This window comes from Streptomyces sp. NPDC042002, from assembly GCF_055588305.1.
This window is the reverse complement of the sequence record NZ_JBVJCT010000003.1, coordinates 502,119-516,573: the sequence shown is the minus strand read 5'-3', so window position 1 is coordinate 516,573 and position 14,455 is coordinate 502,119. Positions and strand designations below refer to the sequence as shown.

Annotated in this window: 10 protein-coding genes; 7 read left to right on the top strand and 3 right to left on the bottom strand. The window is 71.0% G+C overall.

Annotation, left to right across the window (positions count from 1 at the left end; translation table 11 throughout):
• Positions 1-133: 133 nt before the first annotated feature.
• The gene (locus tag ACZ6KY_RS07645; RefSeq protein WP_469309376.1) at positions 134-2,098 is read right to left on the bottom strand and encodes an MFS transporter; all 1,965 of its coding nucleotides are present in this window, start codon (positions 2,096-2,098) and stop codon (positions 134-136) included.
• A gap of 191 nt (positions 2,099-2,289) precedes the next feature.
• On the opposite strand from ACZ6KY_RS07645, the gene ACZ6KY_RS07640 reads away from it, so the two are divergent.
• Positions 2,290-2,907: a TetR/AcrR family transcriptional regulator gene (locus ACZ6KY_RS07640; protein WP_469309412.1), complete on the top strand. Its 618-nt coding sequence runs from the start codon at positions 2,290-2,292 to the stop codon at positions 2,905-2,907.
• 107 nt (positions 2,908-3,014) lie between these two features.
• Here the strand turns inward: ACZ6KY_RS07640 and ACZ6KY_RS07635 are convergent, their stop codons facing one another.
• Positions 3,015-4,451, bottom strand: coding sequence for a cation:dicarboxylate symporter family transporter (locus tag ACZ6KY_RS07635; protein ID WP_469309411.1), 1,437 nt, complete (start codon positions 4,449-4,451; stop codon positions 3,015-3,017).
• 327 nt (positions 4,452-4,778) lie between these two features.
• Here ACZ6KY_RS07635 and ACZ6KY_RS07630 point away from each other — a divergent pair, with 327 nt between their 5' ends.
• From ACZ6KY_RS07630 to ACZ6KY_RS07620, 3 genes are all read left to right on the top strand, one after another.
• Complete coding sequence (locus ACZ6KY_RS07630) at positions 4,779-6,587, top strand: ATP-binding protein (RefSeq protein ID WP_469309375.1); 1,809 nt, start codon at positions 4,779-4,781, stop codon at positions 6,585-6,587.
• The gene (locus tag ACZ6KY_RS07625) at positions 6,584-7,261 is read left to right on the top strand and encodes a response regulator (RefSeq protein WP_469309374.1); all 678 of its coding nucleotides are present in this window, start codon (positions 6,584-6,586) and stop codon (positions 7,259-7,261) included. The genes ACZ6KY_RS07630 and ACZ6KY_RS07625 overlap by 4 nt, the downstream gene beginning before the upstream one ends.
• A gap of 321 nt (positions 7,262-7,582) precedes the next feature.
• Positions 7,583-8,212, top strand: a complete 630-nt coding sequence (locus ACZ6KY_RS07620) for a helix-turn-helix domain-containing protein (protein WP_469309410.1) — start codon at positions 7,583-7,585, stop codon at positions 8,210-8,212.
• 82 nt (positions 8,213-8,294) lie between these two features.
• On the opposite strand, the gene ACZ6KY_RS07615 is transcribed toward ACZ6KY_RS07620, so the two are convergent.
• Complete coding sequence (locus ACZ6KY_RS07615) at positions 8,295-9,320, bottom strand: ATP-dependent 6-phosphofructokinase (RefSeq protein WP_469309373.1); 1,026 nt, start codon at positions 9,318-9,320, stop codon at positions 8,295-8,297.
• Between the two features lie 255 nt (positions 9,321-9,575).
• On the opposite strand from ACZ6KY_RS07615, the gene pta reads away from it, so the two are divergent.
• The 3 genes from pta (at position 9,576) to pyk (ending at position 14,449) form a co-directional block, all read left to right on the top strand.
• Positions 9,576-11,666 (top strand): phosphate acetyltransferase, encoded by a 2,091-nt coding sequence (gene pta / locus ACZ6KY_RS07610; RefSeq protein WP_469309372.1) that lies wholly within the window; start codon positions 9,576-9,578, stop codon positions 11,664-11,666.
• Positions 11,663-12,922, top strand: coding sequence for an acetate kinase (locus ACZ6KY_RS07605; protein ID WP_469309371.1), 1,260 nt, complete (start codon positions 11,663-11,665; stop codon positions 12,920-12,922). The genes pta and ACZ6KY_RS07605 overlap by 4 nt, the downstream gene beginning before the upstream one ends.
• A 96-nt stretch (positions 12,923-13,018) precedes the next feature.
• On the top strand, positions 13,019-14,449 hold the full coding sequence (pyk, locus tag ACZ6KY_RS07600; RefSeq protein ID WP_469309370.1) for a pyruvate kinase: 1,431 nt from the start codon (positions 13,019-13,021) through the stop codon (positions 14,447-14,449).
• Positions 14,450-14,455: the final 6 nt, after the last annotated feature.

Here is a 14,455-nt window from a genome sequence, read left to right as displayed (position 1 = left end):
GGTCGGGTGTGTGGTTGGACCGCACGGCGCGCGTTCATTCCTGCCCGTTTGGCTTTCCGTTCTTTTTGCCCCCCACAACCTGTCCCCCCCCTCCCCCCCCCTCCCCCCCCCCCCCCCCACGGTAGTGCATGTTCTACGAGACGGCGGCCCGGGGGGTCACGGTTCCGGCCGGACCACCGCCGTGTCCTTCGGCCGCGCCGTCGCCCTCCCGCTCGGCAGCCTTCCCGGCCTCGGCCTCAGGTTCGGCGTCGGCCTCGCTCCCGGCCTCGCCCTCAGCGTCGGCCTCGCTCCCGGCCTCTGCCTTGTTCTCGGCCTCGGGGCCGGTCTCGGTCTCGGTCTCGGTCTCGGTCTCGGGCTCGGTCTCGGTCTCGGTCTCGGTCTCGGTACCGGACTCGGTACCGGACTCGGTACCGGACTCGGTACCGGACTCGGTCCCAGGCTCCGTGTCGGCCGGGTTCCCCGCCTCGTTCTCGGCCCCCGTACGGCCCTTGCCCGGCAGCAGCACCGCCACCAGTACCGTGCCCACGCCCAGGATCACCGCTCCGACGAGGCTGGTGTGCGCCACCGCGTGCGAGAAGGACGAGCCGACCGCGTCCGCCATCTGCCGTGCGCCGTGGGCGAGTTGGCCGGCCTGCGCCTTCAACTGGGCGGCCTGCTCGGGGCTGGCCGAATGCGCCGCCTGCTCGCCGATCTGGCGGGCCTTGTCGCCGATGCCCTGGGCGACGGCGTATCCGGCGCCCACCGAGTCCTGGGCCGTGGCCAGGGTGCCCGCCGGGAGCTTGCTGCCCGCGGTCGCGTCCGCGAGGTGCGAGGAGTACGAACTCGCCAGCACCGAGCCGAGGATGGCGATGCCGAGCGAGCCGCCGAGCTCCAGCGAGGTGTCGTTGACCGCGCCGCCGACGCCCAGTTCGGCCTCGGGGAAGGCGCCCATGATGGCGTCCGTGCAGGGCGAGAGCGCGAGTCCGATGGCGAGGCCGAGGATGACGAGGGGCAGCACGAAGTCGCCGTACGCCGAGGAGGCGTCCACCCGGGTGAGCAGCGCCAGCGCCGTCGTGCCGCCGACCATGCCCGCGGTGACCGTGAACTTCATGCCGATGCGCGGAGTGAGGTACCCGGTGAGCGCCGAGCCCACGAAGACGGCGCCGGCGAGCGGCAGCATCCGTACTCCGGTGTCCAGCGCGTCGTAGCCGAGGACGAACTGGAGGTGCTGGGTGAGGTAGTAGAAGGCGCCGAAGACGGCCAGGAAGAAGAGGGCGACGGCGAGGTTCGAGCCCGCGAAACGGCGCTGGGCGAAACGTCGTACGTCGATGACGGGGCGCGGGTGGCGCAGCTCCCACAGGACGAAGAGGACCAGCCCGACCCCGGCGACCACCGCGGCGGTCACGGCCTTCACGCCCCAGCCGAAGTGCGGGCCTTCGATGATCATGTAGACCAGCGAGCCGATCCAGACGACGGAGAGCAGCCCGCCGACGAAGTCGATGCGGTTGTGGTGCGCGGCCTTGGACGGCGGTACGAGGACGAGGGCGCCGACGATGGCGAGAACGGCGATCGGCACGTTGATCAGGAACGTGGAGGACCAGCCGTGGTTCTCCAGCAGGGCGCCGGCGACCAACGGCCCGGCGGCGATGGCGAGTCCGGCGGTGGCGGTCCACAGGACGATCGCCTTGGCCCGCTCGGCGCGCGGGAAGGTCGCGGCGAGCAGGGAGAGCGTGGCGGGCATGATCAGCGCGGCGCCGACACCCATGACGGCGCGGGCCGCGATGACCCCGGTGGAGCTGTCGACGAGCGAACCGGCGACCGCGCCGCCGCCGAAGACGACGAGCCCCAGGATGAGCGCGCCGCGCCGGCTGTACTTGTCCCCGATGGCGCCGAGCAGCAGCATCAGCGCGGCGTACGGGACGGTGTAGCCGTCGATGACCCATTGCAGGTCGGCGCTGGACAGGCCGAGGTCCTGGGTCATGTCGGGAGCCGCGACCGTGAGGGCGGTGTTCGCCATCACGATGATCAGCAGGCTCAGGCAGAGCACAAGCAGCGCCCACCACCGCCTGGGGTAGGGCCGGTCCATCCTCTCGACCGGTTCGTTCATGACGAGACGCATGGCTACGGTCGCCCTTCCTTCGTCGACGGGTACGGAGATCCGTCCGCACCAGGACTTGCGCTTCAGGACTTGCACAGTGGAGTGCAATTACACAACGCTGTGCAATATACGAGATTGCACAGGGCTGTGCAAACGAAGGAGGTGGAGACCCCGTGACCGCAGGACGGGAGGTCGCCCGACGGGCGGGCAGAATGGCAGCCATGACCACGGGTAACCCGAGCCGCGCCGATGTGAACCGCCGCCGCATCCTCGACGTCGCGCTCGCCGAACTGCTGCGTGACCCCGACGCGTCCATGGACCAGATCGCCCGGGCGGCGGGTGTCGTACGGCGTACGGTGTACGGGCATTTCCCCAGCCGCGAGGCGCTGGTCGGCACCCTGACCGACGAGGCCGTGGCGGCGGTCGCGGCGGCGCACGCGGCGGGCCGCGAAGGGGTCGCGGACCCGGCCGAGTCACTGGCCCGCTCGACCCTGGCCGTCTGGGAGATCGCCGACCGTTACCGGCTGCTGGTCGCCCTCGCCCAGCGCAGTGTCACCATGCAGGGCATCCGAGAACGCCTCACGCCGGTCCGCGAGGCCTGTGCGGAGATCCTCCGACGCGGCCTGGAACAGGGCGTGTTCGCGTCGCCGCTGCCCCCGAACGCGCTGGCGTACGTGCACGAGCAGACCCTGTTCGCCCTCATGGAGGCGGTGAACGACGGGCTCCTGGCGGCGGAGGAGGCGGGCAGCTCCGCCACGGTCACCATGCTGACCGCGGCGGGCGTACCCGCCTCACGCGCCACCGAACTCGTGGCGAAGCTGAGCGACTGAGTCCTCGGAGGAGTCAGGGACCTCCGAGGACTCGGTCGCCTTCATCGGCGCACCGGGCGGCCGGGCCCGTGGGGGGGATGCCCGGCCGCCCGGCGTCTGAGGGGCCGCTACGCCGTGGCCGGTTCCTTCTCGCCGCCCTGCTCCGGTACGTCGCCGTGGACATCGGCGGGGGCGGCTGTGGCGGCGGAGGTGCCGGCGTCGTCCAGCAGGGTCTTCTCGTCGAAGGGAAGCTCTCCGGCGAGGACCCTGGCCACCCGCTCCTTGTCGATCTCCTTCGTCCAGGTGCCGATCAGGACCGTGGCCACGGCGTTGCCGGCGAAGTTCGTCAGCGCGCGTGCCTCGCTCATGAAGCGGTCGATGCCGACGATGAGTCCGACGCCGTCCACCAGGGCGGGCTTGTGCGACTGAAGGCCGCCGGCCAGCGTGGCGAGGCCCGCCCCGCTGACGCCCGCCGCCCCCTTGGACGCCACGAGCAGGAAGAGCAGGAGCGGGATCTGCTCCCCGACCGACATCGGCTTGCCCATCGCGTCGGCGATGTAGAGCGAGGCCATCGTCATGTAGATCATCGTGCCGTCGAGGTTGAAGGAGTAGCCGGTCGGGACGGTGATGCCGACCACCGACTTGCCGACGCCCAGGTGCTCCATCTTCGCGATGAGCCGCGGCAGCGCGGACTCGGAGGACGAGGTGGACAGGATGAGCAGGAACTCCCGGCCCAGGTACTTCAGGAACGTGAGGATGTTCAGACCCGTCACCACGCGCAGCACCGCGCCGAGCACGACGAAGACGAAGAGGAAGCAGGTGACGTAGAAGCCGAGCATCAGCACGGCGAGACTCTTGAGCGCGTCCAGGCCGGCGGAACCGGTGACGGCTGCGATGGCGCCGAAGGCCCCGAGCGGGGCCGCCCACATGACCATCGCGAGGATACGGAAGACGAGCCGCTGGATGTGCTCCACGCCCCGCAGGACCGGCTGTCCGGCCGGCCCCATGGCCTGCAACGCGAACCCGGTGAGCAGCGCGACGAGCAGGGTCTGCAGGACCTGGCCCTCGGTGAACGCCGAGATCATCGTGGTCGGGATGATCGAGAGCACGAAGTCGACCGGCGGCAGCGCCTCCGCGGACACCTGCCCCTGGCCGGCCTGCTTGACCGCGTCGGTCATCGCCAGACTGCTGCCCGGCTCCAGGATGTTGCCGACGACCAGACCGATGGCGAGCGCGACCAGCGACATGACCAGGAAGTAGCCGAGCGCGATACCGCCGACGGCGCCGACCTTGGCGGCCTTGCGGACCGAGCCGATGCCCAGCACGATCGTGCAGAAGATGATCGGGGAGATCATCATCTTGATCAGGTTCACGAAGCCCGTACCGATGGGCTTGAGCTCGACGGCGAAGTCGGGGGCGATCAGGCCCACCGCGATCCCGAGGATCACGGCGCCGATCACGGCGATGTACAGATAGTGCGTGCGGTCCCGCTTGGCGGCGGGTGCGGCAGGTGCCGTTTGCGGCGTGCTGGCCACGGCTGCCCTCCTTGACGACGTCGTCGGCATCATCCGGCGTGCGGCTCACGTCCGGCGGAACCCGGCGTGCGGCTCACGTCCGGGGAAACCGGGAGGCGTGGACTCCCGGGGGGATGAGGGGACTATCTCCCGGCATGTGAGGGCGGTCACCATTCCGTTCATTGAGTTCACGCGCCCCGGGCCAGCCGTCCGGTCCCGGGGCCCGGATGTCCCCCCTCGTTCCACGCGCCCCGGAAGAGCCGTTCGGCTCACTCCGTCGGATTCGGATGGCGTGGCCCGGCTTCCGTTCCCCGGCAAAGCCATCCGGGTTCCCGTCGTCCGGAAGAGCACCCGTCCGGGCGAGGCACACTGAACGGCATGCGTCTCCCCCGTGTCCCGCGGCCCCGCAGCCTGGCCGGCCAGCTCTTCGGCATGCAGGCCGTGCTGATCGCGGTCCTCGTCGCCGGGTACGCGCTGTTCACCTACGTCAGCGACCGCAGCCAGGCCGAGGAGGCCGCCGGCCGTCAGGCGATGGCCGTCGCGCGCTCGGTCGCCGACGCCCCGTCCGTCCACGCGGCCATCGGCACCGCGAACCCCACCGGGGAACTCCAGCCGTACGCGCTACGGGTGCAGCGGGACACCGGCGTCGACTTCGTGACGATCATGAATCCGAGGGGCATCCGCTGGACGCACCCCGAGGAGAAGCTGATAGGCAAGCACTTCCTCGGGCACTTCCGGCCCGCACTGGCGGGCAGGTCCTTCACCGAGACGTACACGGGCAGCCTCGGCGCCTCCGTGCGTGCCGTCACCCCGATCCAGGACGGTGAGCGGACCATCGGCGCGGTCAGCGCGGGCATCAAGGTCCAGGCGATCAGCGAACGCGTCCAGGACCAGGTCACGGCCCTGATCGGGGTCGCGGCGGGCGCGCTGCTGCTGGGCGGTGTCGGCACGTACGTCATCAACGCCCGGCTGCGCCGATCCACCCACGGCATGAACGCGGCCGAGCTGAGCCGTATGCACGACTACCACCAGGCCGCGCTGCACGCCGTGCGCGAGGGGCTGCTGATGCTGGACGGGCAGTTCCGGGTGGCGCTGATGAACGACGGCGGGCGGGAGCTGCTCGGCGTGACGGACGACGCGGTCGGCCGTTCGGTGGCCGAACTCGGGCTGCCCGCACCGCTGACGGGCGCGCTGCTGTCGGCGGAGCCCCGGGTGGACGAGGTCCACCTGACGGACACGCGCGTGCTGGTGGTGAACACCTCCCCGGTGTCCGGCGGCGAACGCCGGGGCACGGTGGCCACCCTGCGCGATGTGACGGAACTCCAGGCGCTGACGGGCGAGTTGGACTCGGAGCGCGGTTTCACCCAGGCGCTGCGCTCGCAGGCGCACGAGGCGGCGAACCGTCTGCACACGGTGGTCTCCCTCATCGAACTGGGCCGCGCCGAGGAGGCCGTCGACTTCGCCACCGCCGAGTTGGAGCTGGCGCAGGCCCTCACCGACGAGGTGATCTCCGCGGTCAGCGAACCCGTCCTCGCCGCGCTGCTGCTGGGCAAGGCGGCGCAGGCGAACGAGCGCGGTGTGGAGCTCGTGGTCTCCGAGGACAGCGGCATCGACGACGGACTGCTCCCGGCCTCGCTCTCCGCGCGTGACCTGGTCACCGTCCTCGGCAATCTGATCGACAACGCGATGGACGCGGCGCGGGGCACGGTGGGCGCCCGCGTCACGGTGACGGCGTTCACGGACGACTCCGCCCTGGTGCTGCGGGTCGCCGACACCGGCTCCGGGGTGGACCCCGCCCACGCCGAGCAGGTCTTCCGTCGCGGCTGGTCCACGAAACCGGCGGGCCCCGGTGGCCGCGGCCTCGGTCTGGCCCTCGCCCGGCAGACGGTGAGCCGCCACGCGGGCACGCTGGAGGTACGCGAAGGAGCCGACGGCGGAGCGGAGTTCGAAGTACGGCTACCGCTCCCGGCGCCGCCCGCGGACTCCGGCTCCGCCCCGAACCGGGCCCCGGGCCCGGACTCGGCCACGACCGCGGGCACGGAGCCCGTACCCACCGGCTCCGTACCCACCGGCTCCGTTCCGTCCGGGTCCCTCCGGACGTCCCCGTCACCCCGGCCCGCTCAGGCGCCCCGGCCCACTCGGTCCACCCGGCCGTCCGAGCCCGTTCTGCCTGGAGGCGGCGCATGAGCGATCCGATCCGTGTGCTCGTCGTCGAGGACGATCCCGTCGCCGCCGACGCGCACGTCATGTACGTCGGCCGGGTCCCCGGCTTCACGTCGGTCGGCAAGGCCCACACGGGTGCGCAGGCGCGCCGCGCGCTGGACCGTACGCCCGTGGACCTGCTGCTGCTCGACCTGCACCTGCCGGACACGCACGGCCTCCAGCTCGCCCGCTCCCTGCGCGCCGCCGGCTATCACGCCGACGTCATAGCGGTGACGTCCGCGCGCGACCTGGCGGTCGTACGGGAGGGGGTGTCGCTCGGGGTCGTCCAGTACGTGCTGAAGCCGTTCACCTTCGCCACCCTGCGCGACCGGCTGATCCGGTACGCGGAGTTCCGCGCGGCGTCCGGCGAGGCGAGCGGCCAGGACGAGGTGGACCGCGCACTGGCCGCCCTGCGGGCTCCGGGTCCGGCCGCACTGCCCAAGGGCCTGAGCGCGCCGACCCTGGAACGCGTGACCGTCACCCTCCGGGACCACGCCACCGGGCTGACGGCGGCCAAGGCCGCCGAGGCCGTCGGCATCTCCCGGATCACCGCCCGGCGCTATCTGGAGCACCTGGTGGAGGCGGGCCTGGCGGCCCGCGCTCCGCGGTACGGGGCAGTCGGGCGGCCGGAGTTGCAGTACCGCTGGGCGAAGGGCTGACCCAGCGGCAGGGCAGCCGCCGGGCGAGATCACGGCGGGGCCGTCGGTCCTGCGGGCGCTCGCACCCGAGGGGCGCCTCGTCGGGCGAGTACGTCCCGGGTCCCACTCGGTCCTTGGAAACGGTGAACTCCCGTTCCGGTACGGCGAATTCAAGGCCGCGGCCGAAACCGTATGTTCCTACGATCTGTGATTATGGCTGAACAGACCGTAGTCATCGCCGCCCCAAACCCATACTTTGTGCGCGTGCACCGACCGCAAGCCCAACAGCCCACCCCGCCCTTCAACGCCCCCGCCGCCCGAAGACTGCGGGCGGCACTCGGAATGGGGCCCGAGCACGTCGCGTACGGACTGAGAGCCTCGTACGGGCTGCCGTACGTCACACCCGATCTCGTCACCGCCTGGGAACGCGGCATCACCGCGCCGAGCAGCCCCGAACTCACCGCCCTCGCAGGCGTGTTGTGGTGCTCGGCGGGTGACCTCATAGGCGCCCCGCGCACCTTGCGCGAACACCGCGTCGCGCGCGATCTCACCCCGGAGGACGTGGCACACGCCGTCGGGATCGAACTCCTCGCCTACGAGCGGATGGAGGAGTCCGACAGCTGGCGCGGCACCGAACGGCAGTCGACCGCGCTCGCCGAGGCGCTGGAACTCTCGCTGCCCGACTTCATCACCGTGACGGGCCGCGACGGCCGGCTCACCGACCTGCTGCGCAGCGCCGTGACGACGCGCTGGCAGGCCTACGTGCGCCCGATCGGGAAGGTGGTCCCCCTGGACCGGCACCTCCTGGAGACCGCGCTGGAGGAGCTGCACACCGACTACCAGGGGCAGATGATCGCCACACTGAACTGGGGCGGGGTTTCGGCCGCCACCGGCTCCGGCGAGTCCGGCCGGGAATTCCTCGACCGGGTCCTCGACCACTTCTGGTCGACGGTCCGCAGAAGCACGTACTGAGGTACCCGAGAAGCACGTACTGAGGCACCCGGCCACGAGGCCGGGGGCCCGCCAACCGGCCCGGTTCTCGTCCCCGAGGGGACTAGAACACCGACTCCGCCTCGTCCATCCGGTCCTTCGGGACCGTCTTCAGTTCGGTGGTCGCGTCCGCGAGCGGCACCATCTCGATGTCCGTGCCGCGCAGCGCGGTCATCCTGCCGAAGTCGCCGCGGTGCGCGGCCTCGACGGCGTGCCAGCCGAAGCGGGTGGCGAGGACACGGTCGTACGCGGTCGGGGAGCCGCCGCGCTGGACGTGGCCGAGGATGACCGGCTTGGCCTCCTTGCCGAGGCGGCGCTCCAGCTCGTACGCGAGGGCCGTGCCGATGCCCTGGAAGCGCTCGTGGCCGAACTGGTCGATCGCGCCGTGGCCGTAGTCCATGGTGCCCTCGGCGGGGTGCGCGCCCTCGGCGACGCAGATGACGGCGAACCGCTTGCCGCGGGCGAAGCGCTCCTCGACCATCGCGACGAGGTCGGAGGGGTCGAAGGGACGCTCGGGCAGGCAGATGCCGTGGGCGCCGGCCGCCATGCCGGACTCCAGGGCGATCCAGCCCGCGTGCCGGCCCATGACCTCGACGACCATCACGCGCTGGTGGGACTCGGCCGTGGTCTTCAGGCGGTCCATGGCCTCGGTGGCGACGCCGACGGCGGTGTCGAAGCCGAAGGTGCGGTCCGTCGCGGAGATGTCGTTGTCGATCGTCTTCGGCACGCCGACCACGGGCAGGCCCGCGTCCGCCAGCATCCGGGCCGCCGTGAGGGTGCCCTCCCCGCCGATCGGGATGAGCACGTCGATGCCGAACTCGCGGGCCATGTCCTGCGCGTTGTCGCAGGCCTCGCGGAGCCGGTCGCGCTGCAGCCGGGAGGAGCCGAGGATGGTGCCGCCGCGGGCGAGGATGCCACTGACGGCGTTGAGGTCGAGGGTGCGGTAGTGGCCGTCGAGGAGCCCGGCGTAGCCGTCCTCGAAGCCGATGACCTCGTCCCCGAAGTTGGTGACCGCTCGGTGCACGACCGACCGGATCACTGCGTTCAGGCCAGGGCAGTCGCCGCCTGCGGTGAGAACTCCGATGCGCATCGTGCTGTGTCTCCTGCTCCCTGCTGGTCCGTGTGAGCCGGTTCGATTGTTTCATGGCCCGGGGTGACCCGCCGATTCCCTCCTACGGCCCATCCGCCGGGCCGCCGGAACGCCGGTCCCGGCCGACCGGCGCGTTCGCCCTGGCGGGCGCCTTAGCCAGCCCCAGAGGTATTGTCAAGAGGGTCCTGCTCACGTTGGTGGGCCCTTTTTCCGAGCCCAGAAACCGCCTGGCGAAGAAACGGATGGAGAGCACGCGTGACGCGCAGCGTGTACGTGACCGGGATCGACCGAGGTGACGGCCGTCAGGTCGTCGAACTGGGGGTCATGGAGCTCCTGACCCGCCAGGTCGACCGGGTGGGGGTGTTCCGTCCGCTCGTGCACGACGGTCCGGACCGGCTCTTCGAGCTGCTGCGGGCCCGCTACCGGCTCGCGCAGGACCCGGCGACGGTGTACGGCATGGACTACCACGAGGCGTCCGCGCTCCAGGCCGAGCAGGGCACCGACGAGCTGGTGTCCACCCTCGTCGACCGCTTCCACCTGGTCGCCCGTGACTACGACGTCGTCCTCGTCCTCGGCACCGACTTCGCCGGCACGCAGGTCCCGGACGAGCTGGCGCTCAACGCCCGCCTGGCGAACGAGTTCGCCGCGTCCGTGATCCCGGTCGTCGGCGGCCGGGGCGAGAGTGCCGAGTCGGTGCGCTCCGAGACGCGCAACGCCTACCGCGCGTACGACGGGCTGGGATGCGACGTCCTCGCCATGGTGGTGAACCGGGTGGCCCCGGAGGACCGGACGGAGATCCTGGAGCGGCTCGACTCCCGGCTCCCGGTGCCCTGTTACGTCCTTCCGGACGAGCCCGCGCTCTCCGCTCCCACCGTCGCGCAGATCACCCACGCGTTCGACGGCAAGGTGCTCCTCGGCGACGACGCGGGGCTCGCCCGTGACGCGCTCGACTTCGTCTTCGGCGGCGCGATGCTGCCGAACTTCCTGCGGGCGCTGACCCCCGGATGCCTGGTGGTCACCCCGGGGGACCGTGCCGATCTGGTGATCGGCACGCTCGCCGCGCACAGCGCCGGCACCCCGCCCATAGCCGGCATCCTGCTCACCCTGGACGAGCGGCCCAGCAGCGAGATCCTCACGCTCGCGGCCCGCCTCGCGCCCGGCACCCCGGTCGTCTCGGTGGCCGGGAACTCCTTCCCCACCGCGACCGCGCTGTTCGCCATGGAGGGCAAGCTGAACGCGGCCACGCCCCGCAAGGCGGAGACCGCGCTCGGCCTCTTCGAGCGGTACGTGGACACCAGCGACCTGCTGAAGCGGGTCTCCGCGCCCAGCAGCGACCGGGTCACCCCGATGATGTTCGAGCACAAGCTGCTGGAGCAGGCCCGTTCCGACAAGCGCCGTGTCGTGCTTCCCGAGGGCACCGAGGAGCGCGTCCTGCACGCCGCCGAGGTGCTGCTGCGCCGGGGTGTCTGCGATCTGACCCTGCTGGGCCCGGTCGACCAGATCCGCAAGAAGGCCGCCGACCTCGGCATCGACGTCAGCGCCACCCAGATCGTCGACCCGCAGACCTCGCCGCTGCGGGACTCCTTCGCCGAGAAGTACGCCGAACTGCGCGCCCACAAGGGGGTCACGGTCGAGCTGGCCTACGACGTCGTGGCGGACGTGAACTACTTCGGGACGCTCATGGTGCAGGAGGGCCTCGCCGACGGCATGGTGTCGGGGGCCGTGCACTCGACGGCCGCGACCATCCGGCCCGCCTTCGAGATCATCAAGACCCGGCCGGAGTCGAGGATCGTCTCGTCGGTCTTCTTCATGTGCCTGGCCGACAAGGTCCTGGTCTACGGCGACTGCGCGGTGAACCCCGACCCGGACGCCGAGCAGCTCTGCGACATCGCCATCTCCTCGGCCGCCACCGCGGAGCAGTTCGGCGTGGAGCCGCGGATCGCGATGCTGTCGTACTCCACGGGCACCTCGGGTTCGGGCGCCGACGTCGACAAGGTGCGCGAGGCGACCGAGCTGGTGCGCCGGCGCCGCGGCGACCTGCGGATCGAGGGGCCGATCCAGTACGACGCCGCCGTCGAGCCGTCGGTCGCGGCGACCAAGCTGCCGGAGTCGAAGGTCGCCGGGCAGGCGTCCGTGCTGATCTTCCCCGACCTCAACACCGGCAACAACACCTACAAGGCCGTGCAGCGTTCGGCCGGCGCGATCGCCGTCGGCCCGGTGCTCCAGGGTCTGCGCAAGCCCGTCAACGACCTGTCCCGCGGCGCGCTCGTCCAGGACATCGTCAACACGGTCGCCATCACGGCGATCCAGTCCCAGACCCCCGACCAGAAGGCTGCCCAGCAGTGAGCGCCCACCCGTCCCCCGCCGCCGTGACCGACGAGCCCGCCTCCCCGCCGGCCACCCGTGTCCTCGTCATCAACTCCGGCTCCTCGTCGGTCAAATACCAGCTTCTCGACATGCGCGACAGCTCACGGCTCGCCGTCGGTCTGGTGGAACGCATCGGTGAGGGAACCTCCCTGCTGCGGCACACCGCGCTGACGACGGGTGAGACCCGCGAGAGGGCCGCCGAGTTCGCCGGTCACGAGGCCGCGCTGAAGGCGGTGGCGGCGGAACTGGCGGTGGACGGACTCGGTCTGGACTCCCCCGAACTGGCCGCGATCGGCCACCGGGTGGTGCACGGCGGGCGGACCTTCACCGAACCGACCGTCATCGACGAGGCGGTCCTCGCGGAGATCGAGCGGCTGATCCCGGTGGCGCCGCTGCACAACCCGGCGAACCTCACCGGCATCCGCACCGCGATGGCGCTGCGCCCCGACCTCCCCCAGGTCGCGGTCTTCGACACCGCGTTCCACACGACGATGCCGGAGTCGGCCGCGCGCTACGCGATCGACGTGGCGACCGCCGACGAGCACCGCATCCGCCGCTACGGGTTCCACGGCACCTCGCACGCCTACGTCTCCCGGGCGACCGCCGGGCTTCTCGGCAAGGCACCCGAGGAGGTCAACGTCATCGTGCTGCATCTGGGCAACGGGGCCTCGGCGTCGGCGGTCAGGGGCGGGCGGTGCGTGGACACCTCGATGGGGCTCACGCCCCTGGAGGGCCTCGTGATGGGAACACGCTCCGGCGACGTGGATCCGGCCGTCATCTTCCATTTGGAGCGCGTTGGCAAGATGTCCACGGACGAGATCGACACTTTGCTCAACAAGAAGAGCGGTCTGATCGGTCTGTGCGGCGACAACGACATGCGGGAGATCCGTCGCCGTGTCGACGAGGGCGACGAGCGGGCCAGGCTCGCCTTCGACATCTACATCCACCGGCTGAAGAAATACATCGGCGCCTACTACGCGGTCCTCGGCCGGGTGGACGCCGTCGCCTTCACCGCCGGGGTGGGCGAGAACGCCGCCCCGGTGCGCGAGGCCGCGATCACGGGCCTGGAGGAACTGGGGCTCGCGGTCGACGGCGACCTGAACGCCGTACGCGGCGGTGAGCCCCGGCTGATCTCACCGCCGTACGCGCGCGTCGCGGTCGCCGTGGTGCCGACGGACGAGGAACTGGAGATCGCCACACAGACGTACGCGCTGGTCGGAAAGGGCAACGTCTGAGCGGGCCGGAAAGCCACGCCTGAGCGCCCGCCCGCCCATTTGTATCTTCCACCAGACGGAATATTCCGTAGCGAAACAAACCGATAGGATCGCCCTATGCGCCGTTCGAAAATCGTCTGTACTCTCGGCCCCGCGGTCGACTCCCACGAGAAGCTGGTCGCGCTGATCCAGGCCGGCATGAACGTGGCCCGTTTCAACTTCAGCCACGGATCCCACGCCGAGCACCAGGGCCGGTACGACCGTGTCCGGGCCGCCTCGGCCGAGACCGGTATCGCCATCGGTGTGCTCGCCGACCTGCAGGGCCCCAAGATCCGCCTGGAGACCTTCGCCGAAGGCCCCGTCGAGCTGGAGCGTGGCGACGAGTTCGTCATCACGGCCGAGGACGTGCCGGGTGACAAGCACATCTGCGGCACGACCTACAAGGGTCTGCCCGGTGACGTCTCCAAGGGCGACCAGATCCTCATCAACGACGGCAACGTCGAGCTGCGGGTCGTCGAGATCGACGGCCCCCGGGTCAAGACGGTCGTCATCGAGGGCGGCGTGATCTCCGACCACAAGGGCATCAACCTGCCCGGCGCGGCCGTGAACGTGCCGGCGCTGTCGGAGAAGGACGTCGAGGACCTGCGCTTCGCCCTGCGGATGGGCTGCGACATGGTCGCCCTGTCCTTCGTGCGCGACGCCGACGACGTGAACGACGTCCACAAGGTGATGGACGAGGAGGGCCGCCGCGTCCCCGTCATCGCCAAGGTGGAGAAGCCGCAGGCGGTCGACAACATGGAGGGCGTCGTCGCGGCGTTCGACGCCGTCATGGTGGCCCGCGGCGACCTGGCCGTCGAGTACCCGCTGGAGCGGGTGCCGATGGTGCAGAAGCGCCTCGTGGAGCTGTGCCGCCGCAACGCCAAGCCGGTGATCGTCGCGACCCAGATGATGGAGTCGATGATCACCAACTCCCGTCCGACACGCGCCGAGGCCTCCGACGTGGCCAACGCGATCCTGGACGGCGCGGACGCGGTCATGCTGTCGGCCGAGTCCAGCGTGGGCGCGTACCCGGTCGAGACCGTGAAGACGATGTCGAAGATCGTCGTCGCGGCCGAGGAGGAGCTCCTCTCCAAGGGCCTGCAGCCGCTGGTCCCGGGCAAGAAGCCGCGCACGCAGGGTGGCTCGGTCGCCCGTGCCGCCTGCGAGATCGCCGACTTCCTCGGCGGCAAGGGTCTGGTGGCCTTCACCAAGTCCGGTGACACCGCCCGCCGGCTCTCCCGCTACCGCGCCGCCCAGCCGATCCTGGCCTTCACCACGGACGAGGGCACCCGCAACCAGCTCACGCTGAGCTGGGGCGTCGAGTCGCACGTCGTGCCGTTCGTGAACAGCACCGACGAGATGATCGAACTGGTCGACCGCGAGCTGCAGAAGCTCAAGCGGTTCAACGAGGGCGACGTCGTCGTGATGACCGCCGGTTCGCCCCCCGGTGTCCCCGGCACCACCAACATGGTCCGGGTGCACCACCTGGGCGAGGTCGACCACGCCTGATCCCCC